This is a genomic window from Methanosarcina subterranea (assembly GCF_055385895.1).
Map to the genome: position 1 here is coordinate 3,238,352 of NZ_AP042426.1, position 24,712 is coordinate 3,263,063.

Annotated in this window: 11 protein-coding genes; 6 read left to right on the forward strand and 5 right to left on the reverse strand. The window is 40.5% G+C overall.

The features are described from left to right. Positions 1 to 47 precede the first annotated feature (47 nt). The 3 genes from ACZ5A8_RS14085 to ACZ5A8_RS14095 form a co-directional block, all read right to left on the reverse strand. Complete coding sequence (locus ACZ5A8_RS14085) at positions 48 to 998, reverse strand: glycine betaine ABC transporter substrate-binding protein (protein ID WP_464529799.1); 951 nt, start codon at positions 996 to 998, stop codon at positions 48 to 50. 208 nt (positions 999 to 1,206) lie between these two features. Next, a complete protein-coding gene (locus ACZ5A8_RS14090; RefSeq protein WP_322224671.1) occupies positions 1,207 to 2,037 on the reverse strand; it encodes an ABC transporter permease in 831 nt (276 codons plus the stop codon). Then, positions 2,031 to 3,581 carry a quaternary amine ABC transporter ATP-binding protein gene (locus ACZ5A8_RS14095; protein WP_464529801.1) on the reverse strand — a complete coding sequence of 517 codons (1,551 nt, stop codon included), beginning with the start codon at positions 3,579 to 3,581 and terminating at the stop codon, positions 2,031 to 2,033. Before ACZ5A8_RS14095 ends, ACZ5A8_RS14090 begins: the two co-directional genes overlap by 7 nt. 730 nt (positions 3,582 to 4,311) lie before the next feature. Here ACZ5A8_RS14095 and carA point away from each other — a divergent pair. From carA to ACZ5A8_RS14125, 6 genes are all read left to right on the forward strand, one after another. Beyond that, positions 4,312 to 5,418, forward strand: coding sequence for a glutamine-hydrolyzing carbamoyl-phosphate synthase small subunit (gene carA, locus ACZ5A8_RS14100; protein ID WP_464534144.1), 1,107 nt, complete (start codon positions 4,312 to 4,314; stop codon positions 5,416 to 5,418). Beyond that, entirely contained in the window at positions 5,418 to 8,630 is a 3,213-nt protein-coding gene (gene carB, locus ACZ5A8_RS14105) for a carbamoyl-phosphate synthase large subunit (RefSeq protein WP_464529802.1), read from the forward strand. The genes carA and carB overlap by 1 nt, the downstream gene beginning before the upstream one ends. Positions 8,631 to 9,017: 387 nt before the next feature. Further along, positions 9,018 to 10,205, forward strand: a complete 1,188-nt coding sequence (locus tag ACZ5A8_RS14110; protein ID WP_464529804.1) for an argininosuccinate synthase — start codon at positions 9,018 to 9,020, stop codon at positions 10,203 to 10,205. A gap of 650 nt (positions 10,206 to 10,855) precedes the next feature. Beyond that, positions 10,856 to 15,025, forward strand: coding sequence for an ATP-dependent helicase (locus ACZ5A8_RS14115; RefSeq protein ID WP_464529805.1), 4,170 nt, complete (start codon positions 10,856 to 10,858; stop codon positions 15,023 to 15,025). 224 nt (positions 15,026 to 15,249) lie between these two features. After that, positions 15,250 to 16,326, forward strand: coding sequence for a hypothetical protein (locus tag ACZ5A8_RS14120; RefSeq protein ID WP_464529807.1), 1,077 nt, complete (start codon positions 15,250 to 15,252; stop codon positions 16,324 to 16,326). Further along, complete coding sequence (locus tag ACZ5A8_RS14125) at positions 16,319 to 17,167, forward strand: hypothetical protein (protein ID WP_464529808.1); 849 nt, start codon at positions 16,319 to 16,321, stop codon at positions 17,165 to 17,167. The genes ACZ5A8_RS14120 and ACZ5A8_RS14125 overlap by 8 nt, the downstream gene beginning before the upstream one ends. Positions 17,168 to 17,708: 541 nt before the next feature. On the opposite strand, the gene ACZ5A8_RS14130 is transcribed toward ACZ5A8_RS14125, so the two are convergent. After that, positions 17,709 to 20,306 (reverse strand): UvrD-helicase domain-containing protein, encoded by a 2,598-nt coding sequence (locus ACZ5A8_RS14130; RefSeq protein ID WP_464529810.1) that lies wholly within the window; start codon positions 20,304 to 20,306, stop codon positions 17,709 to 17,711. 1,534 nt (positions 20,307 to 21,840) lie between these two features. After that, positions 21,841 to 24,312 carry a PKD domain-containing protein gene (locus ACZ5A8_RS14135; RefSeq protein ID WP_464529811.1) on the reverse strand — a complete coding sequence of 824 codons (2,472 nt, stop codon included), beginning with the start codon at positions 24,310 to 24,312 and terminating at the stop codon, positions 21,841 to 21,843. Positions 24,313 to 24,712 lie beyond the last annotated feature (400 nt).

Below are 24,712 nucleotides of genomic sequence, written 5' to 3' on the forward strand. Positions count from 1 at the left end.
TAAAAAATCAGGTAAAAAAGAAATGGAAGGAAGAGAAATTTACTTTTTTACTCTTCGACCTCTTCTCCTATCCATTCGTTAACTTTTTCCGGGTTGTTTTCAATCCACTTAGCTGCGGCTTCTTCAGAGGCCATTCCGTTTTCAATTTCCATCATGACAGCCTGGATATCGTCATGAGTCCACTGGAAGCGGGTAAGGATGCCGTAGAGCTCTGGCTTTTCTTCTTCGAGCCCAAGCCTTGCAAGGGTTTCAACGTGGTCGGCAGACCCGTAAGCGCCTTTCGGATCATCCAGATACTTGAGGTCCCAGCGGTCAAAAGCCCAGTGGGGAGACCAGAGGGTCACAGCTACCCATTCTTCGGAGCCGATGGCTTTTTTCAGGGAAGTGGTCATTGCAGCGCTGCTGCCTGAAACAAGCTCCATGTCCAGATCATACTCGTCAATTGCAGTTTCTGAAGCCTGCATGATGCCTGCTCCGGGGTCAATGCCGATTATCCTGCCGTCAAATTTTTCTTTTTCGGAGTTGAGCTCTTCAATGGAGTCTATAGTTACATACGAAGGTACAACAAGCCCTATCTTGCAGTCTTCAAGGTTTGTCTGGACAGAGTCCATGCGGTCTCCATAAGTTTCCCAATAATTCTGGTGAGTATAGGGGAGCCAGGCAGATGTTGTGAAATCAAACTGTCCGTCAGCGAGTCCCTGGTAAAGCGGGCCTGCATCAACTGCAATGATTTCCACATCTTCATACCCTGCCTGTTCGAGCACCTGCTGCATCACGTTGGTGCTTGCAATTTCACCGTCCCATAAGACATATCCTATTTTCACAGGTTCGCTAAACTCAGCTGCCTCTGTTCCGGGGGGAGCGGTCTCTTCTCCTTCTACAGTTTCATCTCCCTGTTCTGCACAGCCTGCCACAAAGAGGGTAAGCCCTATCGCCAGAACGATTACCATAATCGATCCGAGCTTTTTTACGTTAACATTAAATTTTGCATTGGTCAAAATATCTACAACCTTTTTTTGAGTTTCTTTTTGGTTTTTGAGTAATTCAGAGTTTTAAATGAGTGATGCACCTTCTTTCTGGGGTGTTGAAGGCGCCCCTGTTAAAGTGAAGAGCCTTATCCTGAGCGCCCTTTTAAGGACGAAATAGGAATGGAGCGTTAGGAATGGGTTATTAGGAATGGAGTTTTTTGTCAGGAATGGAGTATTTTTACCTGGGGCTGAGGTTCTGGGTGATCCGGTCCAGGACAACCGCAATTATAACAATTGCGAGTCCGGCTTCGAAGCCCATGCCGATGTCCACTCTCTGTATCCCGAAAAGCACCTGGTATCCGAGCCCCCGTGCTCCAATCATGGCTGCAATGACGACCATGGAGAGGGAGAGCATTATGCACTGGTTAATCCCGGCCATTATGGTAGGGAGAGCTACAGGCAGTTCCACCTTTGCAAGTTTCTGCCAGCCCGTAGACCCGAAGGCATCAGCAACCTCGATAAGCTCTTTCGGGACCTGCCTGATCCCCAGGTTTGTTAGCCTTATTGCAGGCGGCATTGCAAAAACGACAGTTGCGATCATACCGGGCACGTTTCCAAGCCCGAAGAAGATAAGGGCAGGGATCAGGTATACAAAAGACGGCATAGTCTGCATTAAATCAAGTGCAGGCTTTACAATATGGAGAAGCGTCGTATTTTTCGCAGAAAGGATCCCCAGGGGAATCCCTATAATGAGCGCTAGCAGAGTAGATGAAAGCACAAGAGCAAGTGTCTCTATCGAGAGCTCCCAGAGCCCCATGTTTTCGATCAGGAAAAAACCGAATGCAGTTCCGGCTGCAAGCTTGATATTTTGCCTCCCTGCAAAATAAGCAAGCAGGGAAATTACCAGGATAAAAAGTTCCGGAGGCAGGAAAAGAAGTGCATCTTTTAAACCTGATATCAGGAAATCAAGTTGTTCGCTTGCGAGGTCAAGAAGCTGGCCGAAATTGCCTTCAACCCAGTCCACAGCAAATTCAACCGTGTCCCCGATTGGGAGTCTGGGAATCAGCATGTTTTCATCTCCAGGCTCGACCTGGTATCAGATCTGACAGGCGCTTTGGCAGGTGCTTTGGCAGGTGCTTTGGCAGGCGCTTCGGCCGGCACCCCCTTCTTTGCTTCTGCTTCGATAGGCGCAGGTCCGTTGTCAATTCCTTTGTTGATTATACCGCTAGAGCCGCCTGAGCTTTCGGGGGGAGGTCCAGCTTCCCCTTCGTTTTTGCCACTGAATATCGTTTTTTCTGGAATCTTCTCTTCAGGGATCTTTTCTCCTGAATCTCTCCCTTGTAGATCTCTCCTTTCTGGATCTCTTCCTTCTGGATCTCCCCTTTCTGGATCTCCTTCTTCTGAAGTCTCTTCTTGCCCGTTTTCTCCGGAAATTGCAAGTGCTCCAAGAACACTGCCCCGGACTATAATCCCGAGCAGTTTTCCTGAATCATTGACCACTGCAAGCGGGTACTGGCTTTCCGCAATCAGAGGGATTACTTCGTTAAGAGGCATATCCGGAGCCACTCGAGGAATCTCAGGAATCATCACTGCTTCAAGGCTCTTTCCTGCTTTAAGGGCTGAAAGGGCATCCCCTATCATAAGTATGCCTTTAAGGCGCCTGTTCTTTCCCTCAACCACATAAATCGAGGAAATCCCATGGTCTTTCATCAACTGGATGGCAACCCTGGGACCGGAATTGATGGATACGAGCGGTTCAGGCCGCTTCATAACCGATTCAGCAGTAAGGATTTTGGACCTGTCGACTCCTGCAACGAACTTCGAAACATAGGAATCTGCAGGTTCGGTAAGGATCTCTTCAGGGGTCCCTATCTGGACAACTTCTCCGTCTTTCATGAGCGCGATGCGGTCCCCGATTTTCAGGGCTTCGTCCAGGTCGTGGGAGACAAAGATAATTGTTTTTTGCATCCTGTCCTCCAGGGCAAGCAGCTCGTCCTGCATATCGCTCCTGATAAGGGGATCAAGGGCACTGAAAGCCTCGTCCATCAGCAGGATATCAGGGTCATTTGCAAGCGCCCTTGCAAGCCCTACCCTTTGCTTCATGCCTCCGCTGAGCTCTGTAGTCCGGCTGTGTTCATAACCTTTGAGCCCTACGGTTTCTATGGCTTCAAGAGCCTTTGAATTGCGTTCTTCTCTAGGAATCCCCTGGATTTCAAGCCCGTAAGCCACGTTATCCAGGACAGACCTGTGAGGCAGCAGGGCAAAATTCTGAAAAACCATTCCAAGCTTGCTCCTGCGGGTACTTCTCAGTTCCTCAGGGCTCATGTCAGTAATATTCTGCCCGTCTATCAGGATTTCTCCTTCCGTTGGTTCGATAAGGCGGTTCAAGCAGCGCAGCAGGGTAGATTTTCCGGAACCAGAAAGCCCCATTATTACGAAAATCTCTCCATCGAAGACTTCAAAGTTGACGTTGTTAAGCCCCACGGTCTGTTTTGTCTTTTCAAAAATATCACTTTTGGATAAACCTTCATTTAGAAGGGAAATTACTTTCCGGGGGTTTTTTCCAAAAATTTTGATAATGTTTCGTACTTCAAGTTTTACATTCTTTTCCATATAAATACCCCGGTTTGCCCGAAGTTACTTTTAAAAATTATCAGCAATCATTACAAAAGGTGGAAATTTCCACAAAAACTCAGTCAATAAAAAACTAAATTTTATTAGAATGAATTTGTTCTCTGACTATTAACTTCAGATCACTGAAAATATAGATTTAAGAAAACTTTCTATTTTTACAGCTTTAACAGCTTATTTTCCTGATTGTTACTTGTAACCCAATCATATATACTATTTTTGCGGAATACTTATATACTACAAATATTTAGGGGAATAAAACTGGCATAAATCAGATATGAATTCAGGATCTAAAAGTATGAAATTTGCTTTTACTTTAACATATCGGGTTTTCAGATTGTAACTTTGTTTTATAAAAAAGTATTTTTTTCTATGATAAAACAATATAAATTCTCGGATACTATTTGGCATTTCGTTAATGCCTTGAGATTGTATTGAGATTATGTTGAGATTGTATTGAGATAATATTGAGATTGTATTGAGATAGTATTGAGATTATATCGAGATTGTATTGAGATTATGTTATTACTGAATACCGAGTTTTCCGGGAGGAAAGTTTTTTTGTAGTTTGAAGGACAGATGCTCAAAATAAACGATTTAATTGAAAGATTTATATATTAAACTACTGATAAAATGACTAAAAATCAGGGAATCGGAAAAGTCATCGCAACACTTATACATGTCTTATGACATTTACTCGCAGGTTCAGATGATGAAAGCAGTACTAGGATTAGAAGACGGAACAGTTATTAAGGGCACCGGTTTTGGTGCCGAAGGCACAGCTTGCGGCGAACTCGTTTTTACTACTCAATTCACGGGATATGAGGAGGCTCTGACTGACCCTTCCTATAAGGGCCAGATTTTAATGTTCACTTACCCTTTGATAGGGAATTACGGTGTCAGCGGAGAGCGGTTTCAGTCTGACAATATCCATGCTGAAGGGCTTGTTGTCAGGGAAGCCTGCAAAAAACCCTATCACTACAAATCCGCCCGTTCTATCCACAAATTTTTAGAGGATGAAGGAAAACCAGGAATCGAAGGTGTGGACACCCGTATGCTCACCATAGGGGCAAGAGAGCACGGGACCATGCGTGCAGCCCTGATCACTGGCAGTGACGATGGGGAAGAGGCCGTAGATGTGGCAAGGAATTTTCCACAGATAACGGATGAAGAGCTTATCGCACTTGTTACATGTAAAGAACCCCGCTTCATTCCGGGAGCAGAAGGCGCCTGGAAGGGCAGCGGTAAACCCAAACATGCGGTTGTAGTTGACCTTGGCATAAAACGCAATATCATAAACAACCTGCATAAAAGGGGAATTGACCTTACATTGGTCCCTGCAACCACAAAACCAAAGGAAATTGCAGGCTACGAGCCTGACCTCCTTTTTGTTTCAAACGGGCCAGGAGATCCTGAAAAAGCAACGGATGCAATTAATGCCGTAAAGGCTTTTGCAGGCACGATTCCGGTCGCAGGGATCTGTTTCGGGCACCAGATTATCTCCCTTGCAATGGGAGCCAGAACTTACAAGCTTAAGTTCGGGCACAGGGGAGGAAACCAGCCGGTAAAGGATCTTGTTGAAAACAGGATTTTCATAAGTTCCCAGAACCACGGGTACGCCGTGGATGCGGATTCCCTTGAAGGGACAGGGCTATATGTGAAGTACCTGAACGCAAACGACAAAACCGTTGAAGGAGTCTCCCATAAAGACCTGGATATCTTCAGTGTGCAGTTCCACCCTGAAGCACAGGCAGGGCCCATGGATACCGAGGAGACATTCTTCGGCAAGGTAGTAAAGATCCTCGGAGGGGATCTCTGATGCCAAAACGCGAAGACATAAAGAAAGTTTTGCTTATAGGTTCAGGGCCAATCACAATCGGACAGGCTGCAGAGTTTGACTTCTCAGGAAGCCAGGCCTGCAGGTCTTTAAAAGAAGAAGGCGTGCAGGTTGTGCTTGTAAATTCAAACCCTGCAACCATTATGACCGATCCCGAAATGGCTGATTCGGTCTATATCGAGCCCCTTGATGCCAGAATTATAGAAAAAATCATTGAAAAAGAACGCCCTGATGGGATAATTGCAGGCATTGGAGGGCAGACCGGCCTTAATATTACCAGTGAACTTGCAGAAATGGGCGTTTTTGAAAAATATGGCGTTCAGATACTGGGAACCCCTGTTGAAGCTATTAAAAACACGGAAGACAGGGAACTTTTCAAAGAGACCATGCTCAGGATAGGGGAAAAGGTCCCCTTGAGTAAGGCAGTCCATTCCTTAAAGGAAGCCGAAGAGGTTGTTGAGGAACTCGGCCTGCCCCTTATTATCCGTCCGGCTTATACCCTTGGCGGCGCTGGCGGCGGAATTGCCCGCACAAAAGAAGAGCTCCTTGAGATTACGGAACGCGGGCTCAGGCGCAGCCGCATCAACCAGGTGCTAATCGAAGAAAGCGTGCTCGGGTGGGCTGAAGTCGAGTATGAGGTCATGAGGGACGCAAACGATACCTGTATCGTTATCTGTAACATGGAAAACATCGACCCCATGGGTGTTCATACCGGAGAATCTGCAGTCGTTGCCCCGTCCCAGACCCTGACCGACGAAGAGCACCAGATGCTCAGGAGTGCCTCTATTAAGATCATTCGTGCCCTCAAGATCGAAGGAGGGTGCAATATCCAGTACGCCTTAAAGGAAGGCGACTACCGCATTGTCGAGGTAAACCCGAGGGTATCCAGGTCATCAGCCCTTGCGTCCAAAGCAACCGGCTACCCGATTGCACGTGTAACCGCAAAGATTGCAATCGGCATGACGCTCGACGAGATAATAAATAACGTTACCATGAGCACTCCCGCCTCTTTTGAACCTGCTCTGGACTATGTGATTACAAAGATCCCGAGGTGGCCTTTTGACAAGTTTACCACCGCAGACAAGACCCTGACTACAGCCATGAAGAGTACGGGAGAAATAATGGCAATAGGCAGGACAATTGAAGAGTCCCTCCTGAAGGCTTTCAAATCTCTTGATATCGACTCCCAGCTCGGGATAAAACGCTGGGAAGAACCCGAAATCAAAACTCTTCTCAAGACCCCTACAAGTGAACGCCTTTTTGTTATCTTCCATGCCCTTGAGAGGGGAATGTCGGTAAAGGAAATTGCCGAACTTTCAAACATCAACCCCTTCTTCATCACAAAGATCAAAAGGATAGTTGACATGGAAAAGCGCATCAGGACAGAAGAACTGACTCCTGATTTCCTGCGCGAAGTAAAGAAGATGGGCTTCCCTGACAGCCGCCTTGCCGAGTTGACTGGCAAGAAAAGGGAGGAAATAAGCGACCTCAGGCACGCAGCAGGAATTCTTGCCACCTTCAAGATGGTGGATACCTGTGCAGCCGAATTCCAGGCAGCAACTCCCTATTACTATTCCACTTACGAAGATACCTGTGAGACAAATCCCACAGACAGGAAGAAGATCCTTATCCTGGGCGCAGGCCCGATCAGGATAGGGCAGGGAATAGAGTTCGACTACTGTACCGTCCATGCAGTAACCGCTCTCAGGGAAGAGGGTATAGAGACCCACATCATTAACAATAACCCTGAAACCGTGTCAACCGACTTTGACACCTCAGACAAGCTCTTTTTTGAACCCCTCACAATGGAATACGTAATGAACGTAATCGAACGTGAGAGGCCAGACGGTGTCCTTGTGCAGTTCGGGGGACAGACCTCGGTTAACCTTGCACTCCCCCTTAAAAAGGAGTTAAAGCGCAGGACAGACCTCGATACCGTGATCATGGGCACGGACCCTGAAGACATGGACCTTGCCGAAGACAGGGAAAAGTTCTACCTCCTTATGCAGAAGCTTGGCATCCCGCAGCCTGAAGGAGGATATGCAACTTCGCAGCAGGAAGCAATCGAGGCTGCACAGAGGATCGGTTTCCCGGTACTTGTGCGCCCCTCCTATGTGCTCGGCGGCAGGGCAATGGAAATTGTCTATGACGAAATCGACCTCGAACGCTACATGAAAGAAGCAGTCAGGGTCTCTCCGGAACACCCCATCCTTATAGATGACTTCCTGGAAGCAGCCTGCGAAATCGATGTGGATGCCGTCTGCGACCGGAAAGATGTGCTTATCGGCGCAATTATGGAGCACATCGAAGAAGCAGGTGTCCACTCAGGAGATTCAGCCTGTGTAATCCCTCCCCAGTCTCTCTCTCCGGAAGTTCTCGACCAGGTAAGGGACTACACCCGCAAGATTGCTCTCGGCCTTAGGGTCAAAGGGTTGATAAATATTCAGATGGCAGAAAAAGGCGGAAAGGTCTTTGTGCTCGAAGCAAACCCGCGTTCAAGCAGGACAATTCCTTTCGTCTCAAAAGCTGTCGGCCTCCCGCTTGCAAAGATTGCAGCCAAGGTAATTGCAGGACACAGCCTGAAGGACCTGGGTTACACTGACGAGCCAAAGCCGAAACATGTCTCCATTAAAGAAGTCCTCCTGCCCTTTGACAAACTGCCAGGAGCAGACCCTGTCCTCGGACCCGAAATGAAGAGCACGGGAGAAGTCATGGGTATTGACTACGACTTCGGAAGGGCATACTATAAGGCAGAACTTGCAGCTGACAACCTTCTTCCTCTTACAGGAAAGGTCTTCCTCTCTATCAGGGAAGCAGACAAACCCGAACTTGTGGAAGCCGCCCGAAAACTGCAGGCAGCAGGCCTTGAACTCATGGGCACACGCGGTACTGTGAACTACCTTGCACAGCACGGAATCTTCATGGATACCGTAAAGAAAGTGCACGACGGAAGCCCGAACGTTATCGATATGATGCGCAGGGACGAAGTCGACCTGATTATTAACACCCCCACAAGCAAGCAGTCCCGCAAGGACGGCTACAGGATCAGGCGTGCAGCCGTTGACTTCAAAGTCCCGTACATCACAACAATCCAGGCAGCAGTTGCAGCGGCTGATGCCATCGAGACCATGAAGAAAGGGCAGGACCTTACGATTAAATCCATCAATGAGTATCATAAAGAGATGGAGCAGTAAGGTAAAGTAAAGAAAAAGCCTGTCAGCAAAGCAATTGCTAAAAATACTGCTTAAATAAACCGTTGTGCCAGCGGAAAATTTAAGTATAAATCACTGCCGGTAGGGTGGTTTTCCATCCTCCGGCAAAAGATAATCAGTTTTTAAATTTGCCAGCCCGTTAGCTGTCAAACTTATCAGGATTCAGCATATTGTTACCAAAATTATTAAACTTATTAGATTTATTAAACTTATTATTCAGCAGCATGTTAATTGTTTACACGTAGTCTGCTAACAGATTAACCTTTAACAGGCTAATCCATTAACACATTAATATTGACTGTTAAACCCATTAACACGCCAATTATTATCGTTCTTATCACAATCCGCTAAATAAGGGGTAGTAAAAGCATGGTAAAGAAAGTTGCACTTGCATATTCCGGTGGGCTTGACACCTCTGTGTGTATCCCCATCCTCAAGGAAAAGTACGGGTACGATGAAGTAATTACGATCTCGGTAGACGTCGGCCAGCCCGAAGAAGAGATCAGGAAAGCTGATGCAAAAGCCCATAAGATCAGCAACAAGCACTATACGATCGATGCAAAAGAAGAGTTCGTAAAAGACTATATCTTCCCCCTGATCAAAGCCAACGGAAACTACGAAGGCTACGTTATGGGCACATCGGTAGCCCGCCCGCTGATCGCCAAAAAAGTGGTCGAAGCAGCCATAAAAGAAGGCGCAGTTGCCCTTGCCCACGGCTGTACCGGGAAAGGCAATGACCAGCTCCGCTTCGAAGCCGTTTTCCGCCAGACCGATATGGACGTTATCGCCCCTATGCGTGAGATGAACCTGACCCGCGAATGGGAAATCAATTACGCAAAAGAACACGGCATCCCGGTCGAAGCCACGAAATCCAAGCCCTGGAGCGTTGACGAAAACATCTGGAGCCGCAGCATAGAAGGCGGCAGGCTTGAAGACCCCTCTTTTGTCCCGCCGGAAGAGATCTACGAGTGGACAAAATCCCCGGAAAATGTCCCTGACCAGCCCACGATCCTTGACATTGCCTTTGAAGCAGGAGTCCCGGTTTCCCTTGACGGCGAAAAGCTCGGCGGCTACGCCCTTATCAAGAAGCTGAACGGAATCGCAGGCACCCACGGCGTCGGCAGGACAGACATGATCGAAGACCGTGTGCTTGGCTTAAAAGCCCGCGAGAACTACGAGCACCCGGCTGCAACCGTCCTCCTCGCAGCCCATGCAGACCTCGAAAAACTCGTCCTGACCCGCGGGGAACTGAAGTTCAAGAAGATTGTTGAAGAGCAGTGGTCCGAAATGGCATACGGCGGCCTTGTGGACGACCCCCTCTTTGCCGACCTTAACGCCTTTATCGACAAGTCCCAGGAAAGGGTCACAGGCACAGTGAAAGTGAAGCTCTACAAAGGCGCACTTATTATCCTTGCCCGCAGCTCGCCAAATGCCCTGTATTCCGAAGACCTGGTCTCGTTTGACAGCCAGACCATTGACCAGAAGGATGCAGAAGGGTTTGCGAAGTATCACGGGTTCCAGGCGAGGATGTACAGGAAAGTAATGGATAAGAAATAAGGGTATTGTGTAGATAAACTAGCACTGAGATTCCCAAATAAGTCCATTATTTAGTACGAAATTCGTGTATCGAAGCATAGATTCAAACCTCAAGATTTGTGAATGAAATTTGGAATCGATGCACTAGATAAAGGGTGCCTCTTGCACTCTTTATATTTTACCCAGATTTTTTCCTGTTGAAGAAGAGTCTATTTCTTTTTTTGTTTAACCTTTTAATTATGGGTAACTTTTGGCAAAAATAAAGAATATAAACCATGAAAATGTATCCGAAAGCTTTGGATTTTTTCCAGTATGGTATAACTTTATTAAACCTCGTGATTTTCTGAAGTGAAGAATTGAATTTGAAAATAAAAAATAGTTCCAAAGAACTCCGTTAATGGCGGAAAGAATAACTAACCAAATGCGGAGTTTAAAAGAATTACTAACGTGCATAGTTCTTACTCAATAACTCAAGGACACGACCCAAGATTAGATAAATCGTTATTTTTCTCCAATAAAACAGTGACTGAGTGCGTTTATTTTTAATGACTATCTTAATTCTAAAAATAATATTTATTAACCATAGACTTTATAGAATTGAATATACAAATATTTTTATAGACTTCACTTCTTTAACATAAAAATAAAAATAACTTTTTCATGGCATCTTCATGTTCGAAGAATTTCTCAAAACCCTAACTCTCAGGCAAAAAGAAGCAGTTGAACACGCTTCAGGTCCTTTATTAATTCTTGCAGGGGCAGGCACAGGCAAGACCACAACCATTACTGGCAAAATTGCCTGCATGATCAAAAAACAGGGGATTAAGCCGAAAAAGATTCTTGCCCTTACTTTTTCAAGGGAAACTGTCAGAAATATGGAAAAGAAAATCTATGAACTCTTGGGGCAGGAAGCGTATGTGAAGGTGAGTACCTTTCATGCTTTCTGCGCCGAATTGATAAGAGATAATTCTGAAAAGTGTGGGGTCTCGGAAAAATTCACTATCTTTGAAGATATTGATGCAGCTATTCTGTTTTATAAGGGATTGGGCACAACTTTGAGAAATGCAGCTTTATATTCCGGCACAATCGCAAAGGCAAAGGATTTCAACATTTCGATTAGTAATTTTAAAGATTATCTTGAAGCGAAGAAGGAGTTCCTGCTTTATTTTACTGAAGAAAGTATGTTGGAGCAGTTTTATACCGAATGCAAGGTAAACTTGAACACATTTCATTTAAAAGGCAAAGATCAGCAAAAAGCCCTGAAAGATGTGAAGAAAAACTGGCAGGAATTTATCGGACTTTATGATGGATACCAGAGATATGCTGATTTCATCTATGCCTGGGAAAACTATGAAGAGAGGAAGAAAACCCTAAATTGCCTTGATTACGGGGATCTTAACAGGATTACCCTTGATTTCCTTAATACATATGGCACAGCAGAGTTGAATGATACCTATACCCATATCATTGTAGATGAGTTTCAGGACACCAATTACATGCAGTTCGAACTTATCAAACACCTTACTGCAAGGGAGCAAAATATCACAGTGGTTGCAGATGCAAACCAGAGCATTTATGCCTTTCGGGGGGCATATTCAAACAATATTGAAGAGTTTAAAAAACAGTTTGGGATATCAGAAAAAGATATTGTATTCCTTGATACGAGTTTCAGGTCGACAAATAAGATCTTAAAGGTCGTTCACAGGCTGATTTCACATAACTATCCCGAGGATAGAAAAAGTGAGTGTCTGCTTTTCAAAAACTGCAATGATCACGAGGGCAAAAATGTAGTCATCCAAGAAACAAAAAATGATGTGGAGGAAGCACGAAAAATAGTCGAACAGATCGGATCTTATATCGAAAAAGGTATCCCCCTAAGAGAAATTACAGTGCTTTACCGCACCCATAATCAGGGAAGGCTGATAAAGCAGGCTCTCCAAAAGCATGAAATCCCTATAATTGTGAAAAACGAAGCCGATTATTTGAGGCAGCCTGAAATAAAGATTGTACTTTCCTATTTTTATATACTAAATAACCTTATGGATCTTACTCCCAGATGGACGGAGGCGTGGTGGCGGATCTTTCGCTACAATAATAGCCTCGATAAAAGCGATTCTGGCATGATAAGGGAATACATTAAGAAAAATAAAATTTCTTTTCAGGAAGCCATCTACAACCATCTCGATGAGATAGAATTAAGTGAAAAAGGATGCGCTACTGTTGAAAAAGTGAAGGAAATAATCAGGATTCTTAACGAGAAAAAATTACTGGACGCTTCCGACCTTTTACTTGAAATTTACGACCTCAGTGAACTTGTTAGATACCTTAACAGGCTGGATACTCTGAGAGCTAAGGAGGCTCTCCTAAACCTCCGAAATCTGCATGAAATTGCGAAGAATTTTGAGCAATTTCATAACAAAGAGTTTTTTGGCTTCATCGATTACCTTGAGATTCTAGACGAAATGGGTGGCAACCCCGCATCTGCAAAGATCAGGGAAGATGATGCTGTAAGCCTGATGAACATCCATGCAGCAAGAGGGCTTGAATTCAGGGTCGTTTTTGTGACTAGCATGGCAAAAGACAAATTCCCTCTATTAAGGGGTGGGCCAGATTTTCTGATTCCGTTGGAAATGATGGAACAGTACCGTGACCTTTTCTCAGCGCAGTTAAGTGAAACAGAGCTTGAGAAGGCGATTAAGGAACGGAAAAAAGAAATAAGATTTGAAGAAGAGCGCAGGCTCTGTTACGTGGCATTTACAAGAGCAAAAGAAGACCTGATAATTTCGCTTTCTCTTGAATACGGCGGCAAGGAGCGGGAGCCTTCCGAGTTTTTGATGGAAATTGGATATGACCACTGGCGGGATCTTGAAACTCCTCTGGACAGGGAAGCAGGCACTAACATAGAAATGGAGACACCTTTTGATGCTCTCGACCTGTCCTACCGGAGAGACCTTGAGATCAAAACTACAGGACTTGTAAGAGACAACGAACTTGAAAGGGAGAAAAATAGGTGTATCCAACTGCTTATTGGAGCCCTTGATAAGGATCTTAAGGAATCTGTACACTACCTGATGTTATACAGAGCTCTAAAAGATGGCGGATGTAAGAACTATCTTGAAGAAATCCAGCAAAATTGGAGCCTGATAGATCCGGCTGAAAAAGCGGAAAAGATTTTCACAAAAATAAAGACCGGAAGCAACATCTTGAAGTTCAATCCGGAAGAACTCAGTTTCAGCTTTTCTGCTTTGAAGGCATATGAAAATTGTCCTAAGCAGTATGAATTGCAGGAAATCTTGCGAATGCCAAGCCGGAAGAACGAAGATTTAACAGGAGTCATGGCAAAGGGAAGTTTCGTGCATGAGGTGCTTGAGATTGCAGTTAAAGAAAAAGTTTCGGAAAAGCAGGCACTTTACGAGATAGCTGAAACTCTTCATAATAAGACTGATTGGATGTATGTAGATCTGGAATCAACTTTCCCTCTTTTTGAAGTTTTCTGGCTCCGCAATAAAGACCGGATTTCAAATAATCTTATGGTTGAAAAATGGTTTACGGTTCCTATAGAAGATTTCGTTTTCAAAGGAAAAATTGACAGAGTTGATTTACTTGACTCTTCCAGGAAAGAGGTTGAAATAATCGATTATAAAACTGGTAAATACGATGTGAGCCCCGAAGACCGTTCAAGGCAGCTTTTGCTATATACTAAAGGTTTTAAGCACATGCATCCGGAATACCAGGTGAAGAGGCTCACACTTGACATGCTGGCCATGGAAAAACCCAGGAGTTTTGAGTTGCAGGAAGACGGGGAGTACAGGAGTACTGAAGGCAGGGTAAGTCCCCTTGACAGTGGAGCAATCAGTGCAATGGTCCAAACTGCACGAAATATTGCCCATGATTATGAGCATGGGTTTAAGGAAACAGATGACCCTGAACTCTGTATGGAATGTGGGTTCAGGCTGTACTGTAACGGTGCTAATTTTAAAGATCTTCTCGAAGAAATTCAAGAAAAAGCAAAGACAGCGTGCCGAGAATCTCAAGGTACTGATACAGAAGAAATTGCATGTGCTGTCAGTCGGGAAGTTCAGAAATGGGAAGTAAGTAATCCTACAGACATGGCAGAATACATAGAAGATATTTCTTATTCTCTTAGAGGAAAAGTTCAAAGTCATCCTGAAAATGAATATCTTCTCCATAAAATTGGGTTAATGAGGAATGAAACAGATCTTACTAAGAAATTCCAACTTTTAAGTTTCATTATTGGAGAAATTCCAACAATAAAAGTGGTTTCAGAGGGAGTTGTAGAGAGAGGAATTGATGGAATTAGGCAAGATATTGCTTCAGTAGGTAAAAAAATTGACGAAAATTCAACTACAATTCTAAATAAGTTAGATAAAATTCAAGAAGAACTAAATATAGGCTTTGAAAAGCTGGACGAGCTTTCTACTGAGATTGGAGGAAGAGAAGGGGAACAAATAAGGAGCTTTTCAGAAAAACTTCTTGAACTGACTAAAAAAGGAGATTCTAAAGCTATAGAACGTTTCCTTGAAGAATTACTCAAAGATGAAACTGCATTAATCAAAGAAACAGACAGCTCTTCTGCACCTGAAAATGAAAAGGAAGAGTCGAAAAGAAGTATATCTAAACTCAGATCACTACTAGAGAAAGTAAAAAATCCCACAAAGGCATTTGGGAAAGATGTAACTAAAGAGATAGTTGTTGGTTATGCCGCTAAAGGAATTATAGATTTTGTTATACCAATGATGTTTTTGGCTGTTTTTGGGGTTCCGATGCCGTCTCATATTACAGAAATTTTAGCAATAGTCGCAAAGGAATTGAAGGAATAATCAAAAATATCTGTTATCCTAAAAATCGATGGTCTTTCATAAGATTAATCGTTAAAAATAACTTACTTGGGTTTTATTTGGGCTGGATAAAAGCATATTTAACTGAAAAATAGTAAAAGACATAAATGAATTTGAACATACAGAAACCATAAATCAGTATGAGAGATATCAAAACTATAATCTGAATTAATTAAAGGGCTTCTTTCTATCTAGATCATATATAATTGTGTACTAAAATTGAATGCATTAAAGGGGATAGGACCATTGCAACTATATTTACACTTGAAGAATTCAAAAAATTAGTTCAGGATGGGTTTGATAAAAATGTAGAATCAATGGAGGAAGAAGGACAATCTGCTTTCAAGCAGCTGAAAGCATATTTAATAGAAAGTAATTTTGAAATAGGAGAGATTGAAGCTCCTGATGGACGTTGGAAAAGTCTAGATGTTTCTAATTGGTACGTAAATACAGCAGGTAAATATCCGAACAAATTATTTTTGAATTCAGGTTTGGAAAGGGTTTGGATAATTTACAGTCTATTGGATGCCAAAACTTCAGACCACATCATAACTAAGTGGATTGAAAGCAAAAAAGGCCTTGATAATTGCTGGTTATCTCGAAAGCATCTTCTTTATTGGGAAAAAAAGGAATCTTGGATGCCCAGAGGTTATGGATTTAAATTCTCAGATAGTCTTCATCCGAAAGAAGAGGCAGGTAATTTTAGTTTAAAAGCATGGTATAGGCCAAATAGATCTATCCTAGGCTTAGACAATATAATCAAAAGCGCTAAACAAAATTTTGCGATCCATAGTTCAAGATGGGATAAAAGAACAGAAGGACACCTAACAATGTCAGCTGAATGGTATAGTAATGGAAAAGTTACTATAAACAGAGCAAATGATATTGATGAGACATTGTTGACAATTTCTGAAATGGCGAATAAATATTTTGATTCTTTAGTAGCCGCCACAAAACTTCGTGATGCATCAATGGGTGCTTTTGAAATTAATTTTAGTCAAGAAATTAATTTGAATGCTTTTTCACAGAAGGTTTTGAAAGGAACAGGTGAGATGAAATTATGGTTAGTTGAAATTGAAAGTGGAGATGATTTTAAGCGATTTAAAGGTCTAGATCTGCATACATGGGATCGTGTTTTACTTGACGTAGGACTGGATTTCGCTTATCTCACCGTTCCTGGAAAAGGTTGCGTGAATGCCGCACCCCGGATTGCTACCATCCAGGGAGAAAACAGTGCTGGTAGGACTTCAATATATCATGATGGGGTAGAGATTTTTGTCTAAATCAGATGATAGGATTGTATTGTGGAGGAATGGGATTCAGTTATTCCACAAATATAAGAATTTTGCAGGGCCATTCAAGTCTGCAGGTTTTGATAAATACGTTGTCGAACAACCATTCTTAACAAACGCTGGTGAAGATATTTCTCCAGATATTATATCTAGTGGAAATGATGGATGGGTAATTTTAGAGTTAACAACAAGTCCGAATTCTAAAGAACACAATTTCGAAAAATATAGGAGAGCAGATCCACGATACCTAAATCAACATGGTCTCATCGTTCATGATACTGAACCAGATATCTTATCAGGCAGGTTAGAATCTGTGCCAGATGGCCATGTATGTAAGCTGATAATCAAAGATGTATTACAAATAGAAAATTCACATTGTTTAAAAAATACAACCCTCGCTAATTATCTTAACAAAGCAGAAGGGACTGATTTATCAAAACTTCCTCAAATACCAATAACTTTAGTTCCTGAGATGGCTTCAAAGAGTGGTGAAATTAGAAGAGGATTAATTGATATTGTAATGAAATTATTTGATCCGTCATGTGAAGGAATGACTCTTATTCAAATAGTGGACGAAGGATTAGAAAGATTGGCAAACGTAACCAGCGTTACGCAAAAAAAGTCATTGATGAATAAAGTAGAAAATCAAATGAATCTTTTAATTGATAAACATCTAAAAGACTATCTTGAATATAATGATGGAAAATATAGAAAGACCGAAAAATTCAAAAAACATCATGCTACAATGGAATCCATCTCCTTAGAATTGAAAAAATGGTCAGAAAGTTCTCAGAGTACACTTGATGCGTATAGATCAGAAAAAGGTGAATGAATTATTTTATCCCACTTTCCGCAGATGTTTGTCCAATTTTCACAATTTTTTCCTGCTATCGTTTTTTCTGAAAATTGCCCTGGTTATTCAAACATGTGTTTTTGAAATATCCCACAATTTTCGACCTTTTGCCTTCATTGAAATACTTTCAGTTCACATCCCCGAAGCTTCAGTTGAGATAATAACTGCAGATTTTCAAATAATTCTCCAAAAACGATAGCAAGAAAAATGTTATTTTTTTGAAGAAATCTGCGGAAAGTCCGTTTTATAATTAGGATACCCGTTCTTAAGCAAGAAAAAATTGGCGACTCTAAAACTGCCCTACGTAAAACTATATCGATAAAGTAAAACTTATCAATCTTGCAAAGTTCTCCTTCTAAATCTGCAAAAATCACGGGTTTTCAAGTTCTCTTTTCTTAACTTTATCTTACAAACGTGTTTGGGTGAGATTTAAGCAGACCGCCGGCAGGAAAAATATATTTTTATTGAATTGAATAGTTGTAATGAATCCTGAGAATTAAAAAGTTCTGATAACTTTAATTTAGTCCCCAAGTTCATAAAAAGTAACCTTGTTTTCAATTTCGTGTATAAATTTGCTTACCGAATCTTTTCGAGTATAAATTATCAGGTCATTCATAGCCCTCGTCACAGCAACGTAAAAGAGTCTCCTTTCCTCCTCGTATCTATCTCTTTTACGTGAAAGAATTGCTGGTTCGAAAATATCGGGATTTTCTATTTCGCAGGGAAAACCGTATAAGTCTTCCACCACATCCAGCAGGAAAACAACTTTTGCCTGTAAACCTTTGCTTTTATGCACTGTCATAAAAGGTATTTTATTGGGGTTTTTACTTCCATCAAAAGAAAGAGGGACATCTTGAGTTTTAGCATATTCCATTAACATATTCTTCATCTTAAGATTTTTTCCAATTCTTGATAGAAGTAAAATATCTTTTGCCTCATAACCATCATCAAGATAATGCTTTATTGAATAAACGCAATGACTAGCAATTTGAGAATAGTACAGATTTGTTGATCTTCGACTATATTTTGAGACATATATTCTTATGGGATTATCAGCAGTATTCTTAGCAAAAGTATCTTTCTCGATCTGTGAGCCTCTATTATATTTTATAATTTCAGCACCTGTATCCACTATGGACTTACAGCTTCTGTAATTTATGGAAAGATCGGTTCTGGCTGGATGATCGAAGTATTCATGGAAGTTGACAAAAAAATCAAGGTCAGAACCTGAAAAACCCATAATGCTCTGCCAATCATCGCCCACGCAGAACAATTTACACCCATTATTTTTGTTCATAAGTTCGCGTATAAGCTCATATCTCTGAGCGCTTATGTCCTGATATTCGTCAATTAAAATTTGGGCAAAAGAATTTCTATATAATTCCTGATTCTCTTTCAGTTCTTTTACAGCAAGATTGATCATATCAGCAAAGTCAATCTTGTTTTCATCTCTCAATTCGTTTTCATAAAGCTCATAGACATCTAACGCAATCCTAGCAAAAGACTCTTGTTTTGCAGACCATCTTTCACTTCGTAACCTTTGCTTGATATTCTCTGGAGGCAGATTGTACGTTTTAGCAATTGTTATGAATCGGCTGACGTTGAAAGAAAGACCTCTTAAAGACTCTTTACATCCGTAATTCACTCTACTGATAAGTTGATCATAAGGAACAGGGGTGAATTCAAAATCTTTATTAGGATACTTTATTTTTAATGCCGTTGTCATTCTTTCAATTAAAATTTCCTCAAATTTCTCCCCTTTTAATTCATAACTTGCGATTTCGACAAGAGAATATTTATCCTGCTGTGCAAACTTCTCTTTTTTTCTCTTCATTCCGAGTTTGTATTCTTCTGATGCATTTTTACCTTCAAACCAGTCTGGCACTTTTCCGTTTTTGTCTATTGCCCAAAGCTCAAGGTAAATATCATAATCTGGAAAGAAAAAATCGGGCTTTGGAGTCTTCTTTTTACCGTTAGAATCGTTATATGCCATCCATTTAGCGGGATCTTCATAAAGTATTTTTATTCTTTCTCCATTCAGGTTGTGACTTATAAAAAAGTTCAATATAGCTCTTTCAGCCTCACTTCTGACCTCAGTTCCGTCAAGAGCTGTATATGTTAAATTCGCCATGTATTTGTAAAACTCTTCCTTTTTTTCAAAGTCCTCATGGCTCTTTATTATCTCATTGTCATTGTATAATCTCATATAGTCTACAATTTTCCTCTGGAAATCTTCATTTGTCTTTCTAAGGTTGAATAAATGATCAGTGTAATTTGAAAATTCTTTGTCAAAATTAAAACCTGAAAACTTTAATTTGGGAATTTCTTTTCCAGAAAGTTTTTTCCCTTCTTCCAAGACTTTCTTTCCCAATGAATGAAAAGTTCTGACTTCTGTCTCTTCAATACCAAACCTTTCTTTAAGTCTTTTTTTAACCTCTTCAGCAGCTTTATTCTGATAGGCAAGAATGAGTATCTTTTTCGCATCAACCTTATCTGGTGTTCTTTCCGTCAGATAAGCAGTTCTTGTGATTAAGACTTCAGTTTTTCCAGAACCAGCACCTGCTACAACCAGATTATGTGTATCATCAGTCACGATCGCTCTTTTTTGTGAGTTATCTAGAGGAAAAGAAGATTTCTGGAATAAGTAATCATACATCTTGATTCTTTGTTGTATTAACTCTTCATTATTATATCCCTCAAACTCGCTCGACAAATAGGATAATTCTTTTATTGATTTTTTAACAAAATAATTTGATGTCTCATCGAAAAGTTTACTTCGATTTTTAAAAGAATAACAGGTAGTTAGGCATTTTTCGCAAGTATAAATTAAGTCCTTCCGTTCATGATAAGTCAGATAAGTCTCCTTTCTTGTATTGTATTGTTCATGCTTTAAATACAATTCAGATATATCTTTTTCAATATTTCCTATTACTTCTTCACTTATGGTTCCTTTTTCAATTTTTAAAATTTTATTTCGGACTTCCATAATTTCAGTTGTGCATATTTCATAAATTCTTTTAAATGAACGTGTAATTGAAGAGATAATTGATAAAATAAATGACCTTAGCTTACCTTTTTTAAAATCTGGAAAGTTTTCATTTCTATTGCCTAAAACCATCCTAATGCCTTCTAGTACCTTAAAAGATAAATCACCGAATAAATACGACCTGAATATTTATACTTACATTCTATAAAAATGTAGGCAATAAGGACATTGAAATATCTAAAATCTTTTATCGATTCGTAGATATGATTGAAATCAAGAACTGTCTATCACGTAAATTTTTCATATAGTATATAAAAATCATGGGTCTCTCCCTTGACATATAAAAGTGCTCGGGAAAGATTTTTCATTTCTTGTTCAGCTGTCCTGTTTCTGACAGCTTTCCTTAATCCATAATTCCTCTGAAAAACGTCGCTTGAATGAGAAATACCTCCCCCAGGAAAACGAATCGATTAATCTAAAGAAGCCCTGAAAAGTGCCCCTTCTAAAGCTGCGAAAATCACGGTTTTTTTGTTCTCTTTTCTTAACATTATCTTACAAACGTATTCGGGGGAGATTTAAGCAGACCGCCGGCAGGAAAAATATATTTCCCAAGAATTGGAATTATAAGAAGAGTTTTCATTCCATATTCAGCGGTCCATTTTCGGATACTTCTGAATACTTAAAATTGAAGAAATGTTTAAAAAATATTAGAAGGAAGACACTAAATTTTAGTTTCTAATGAGTTCATGCTTATTTATCTGAATTTTAAATTGCCATGTATCTGTCTCAGAATTAGGAGTTTATAACAGGTAATACCCATTTTACCAAAATTGTGAGAATAGCAAATATAATAATAAGCCAAATTACCCAACCGGGTAAATTTTCGGGCGTGTCAACCATAATAACAGATATTTCAGAATCATATAAAAGACATGTAGATGGATGACTCCAACTTACCTTTTTCGAATCAATTTTGAGTTACCTGGAAAGGATAAGGAGAAATTTTCACCTCTTATTAAGCGATCCATTTTCTGGCTACTTTCTTTAGTCTATAATCAACTTGAAAAAGTCCCTTAAATCAAAAAATCTCCCCGAGAGGTAAAGAATCGCTTAATCTAAAGAAGCCCTGCAAAGTGCCCCTTCTAAAGCTGTAAAAATCACGGGTTTTTGGTTCTCTTTTTTAACTTTACCTTAACAAACGTTTTCGGGGAAGATTTAAGCAGACCGCCGGCAGGAAAAATATATTTCAACTGATTGGGGATGGGGGAAGATTTTCATTTCGTATTTGGCGGTCCAGTTTTCTGACGGCTTTCCTTGATCCATAATTCACTTGAAAAACATCACTTGAATCAAAAAACTCTCCTCAGAGGAAAAGAATCGCTTAATCTAAAGAAGCCCTGCAGAGTGCCCTTCTAAAATTACAAAAATCACGAGTTTTTGGTTTTCTTTTCTTAACCTTTTTCTTATAAATGTATTCGAGGTAGGGGATTTGAGACAATATATGAAAAAATTATCATGAGAAACCCAAATGATGTTATAAAAGTGAAGGATCGATTCAGGACACTTCTCGCCGAAAAACAGTAAACAAAAATGTAAATTTCAAATCTGGCAAGTGGATATATTCGATTTATTTAGCCAGATTTGACCAGTTACCTGCCTTCTTGTTTTAATCGTTTTTATCATTCGGGCTGGATACCGAGATATATTTAGATCTTTCTTCCGTATCTGTTCCGTTTTCATTTTTGACTACTAAACTGACGGTATAGCCTCCGGCTTTATTGTATGTATGTACAGGATTGCTGTCTGCTGAGTATGTATTGTCTCCAAAATCCCATTTCCATTCTGTTGCATTTTCTGATAAATCTGTAAATTGTACAGAAAGAGGATAACAGCCACTTGTAACATTGGCGCTGAAATTTGCATCAGGTATTCTCGGTTCTTTTAATGAAATGGTACACATGTAAACATCGGTATCATATTTGCCATAATTCCGCCACACTATTCTGTTCCCGTATATTGCAGGATAATTCTGATCTGATTTATTAGTGGTAATCTGAATTTCTTTCTGAGTGGAAAGGTTATACATGAAAATATCAGAATTTCCATTACGCCAATCTGCATACACTATCCTATCTTCATAGATGTCAGGTTCAGCCGTTGATCCTCTAATCGGGAAGCTTATCTGGATTTCTGTAGAATTGGAAGTATCGTATACGTGAGTAGGGCGGTCCTCCTCGCGATAATCTTGCCAAATTATCCTATCACCGTAGATTTTAGGATTGTACACTGATCTGCCGGTAGTAATTTGAGTTTCTTTGGAAGTAGAGAAATTATACATGTAGATATCGCTACTTTCATAGTTTGTTCCATTGCGGAAATCCTGCCAAATTATCTTGTCGTCGTAGATATCAAAACCTCCCGGGACTGATTCATTAGTAGTAATCCAGGTTTCTTTGGAATTGGAGACATTATAAACGTATATATGACGTTTTCCATTACGAGCATCTGCCCATACAATTTTGTCGTCATAAATTGAAGGAATACTTGCTGATTCATCGACGGAGATTTGAGATCTATTAGAAGTGGAGATATTGTAAATGTATATATTCCTTCCATTGCGCCAATCTAACCACACTATCCTGTCACCATAAATATCAGGTATACCTGTTAATCCGTCAGTCGGAGTGGTTACTCGGGTCTCTTTTTTACTGGAGAGATTGTACATATAGATATCATCCGTATCTTGATTGTCAAAATGATTGCGAGAATCCTGCCAAACTATTTTGTCCCCGTAAATTGCAGGAGAAAAACCATACGTAGCCTCCCCACCTGTGCTAATTTGGGTCTCTGTTAGGACGAGTTGGTTATCTAAGAGATGCTCAGGAAATACTAAGACTGTAGATAATTTTGAGTCAGTAGTATTTGCATCGCTTACTGTCAGATTAACGGTATAGTTTCCAGGATCGGTGTATGTATGAACAGGGTTTTTTTCTGTAGATTCGGGTATCCCATCATTATTAAAGTCCCATGATCTTGATATCGCATTTTTTGAAAGGTCTGTAAACTGTACAGAGAGCGGAGAAAACCCTGCGTCTGGAGTTGCAGAAAATTTTGCGACAGGAGACTTTATTATTGTCGGAACAATGCAAATGTAGATGTCACTTCTATTATCTCCATTGCGATAATCCTGCCATATAATCCTATCATCATAAATAGCAGGCCACATTTGACCTGATTCATTGGTTGTAATCTGAATTTCTTCTTGCATAGAAATATTGTACATGTAAATATTCGACGAAACTCCTTTATTATTGCGACCATCCTTCCAAACTATGTTATCCTTGTATATTTTAGGCCAAGATGCTGATTCACTATCTGTAATTTGAGTTATTTTGGAAGTAGAGATATTGTACATGTAAATATCTGGATGTAGACTGTAACGCTGTCCACCTCGATCACCTGCCCATACAATATTGTCACCGTATATCGAGGGATCTAACTGCGGAAGTTCACTGTCGGTAATCTGGATCTCTTTTGAAGTAGATAAGTTATACATGTAAATATTGGAGTTTCCATTTTGATATTCTGTCCATACTATTCTATCAGCGTAAATAGCGGGATAAAGAGCTACTTTATTGTATGTGATCTGATATTCGATAGATGTGGACAGATTATACATGTAGATATCAGAGACTCCATTTCGAGAATTATGCCATACAATCTTATCTTCGTAAATAGCAGGAACAGTATGTTCAGATACATTTTTGGTAATCTGAAATTTCTCAGCTGTTGAAATATCGTAAACAGAAAGGTTGTAATTCTCATTATTTCCACAACTTTGATGATCTACCCACACAACTTTGTTGCCATAAATAGCGGGCCAACTCCCATGGAATGAATTAATCTGGACATCTTCTGAAGTTGTTAAGTTGTACAGGTGGATTATTCCTGAATCATTAACGTAGTCTGACCATACAACATTATCACCATAAATAGAAGGAGTGGATGCTTGTGAGCCATTTTGAGTGAGCCGAGTTTCCTGCACATCAGATGCTGCAGCTGATATTGAAGTTAAGAAAAAGAAAACCAAAATTGTTGAAGTTAAAACCATTGAACATAACTTTTCTTTATTCGTCATTTATTCCCCCAATATGATTTATCTAATCTTTAACACTTAAGTCTTGATAGTGTCATTATTTCTCATTAGTCCCCAGAGATTAAAACGAAAAGAATAAAATGACCATAAATATATTTATTAAAAAATTGTCCTCTGATAGTTCTTTTGTCATTTTTAAAAAAATGCTTTCCAAAACAAAATTAATGCTGAGTTCGTAAAGCGTCAACAGACAAAGGCGAACAGGCGAATTGAAGAAGTTCCATACACTTTCATAATTGAAACCTTTAAAGCCTCTATATATGGAAAAAGAAAAAAATCGTTATTTCTCGAGATTCTTATAGTTGAACTGGAATCAGGAAAGCAAATGAAATATTTCTAAACCTGAGAAAACAAGACAAATGAATTTTCTTGCCAAATTTGA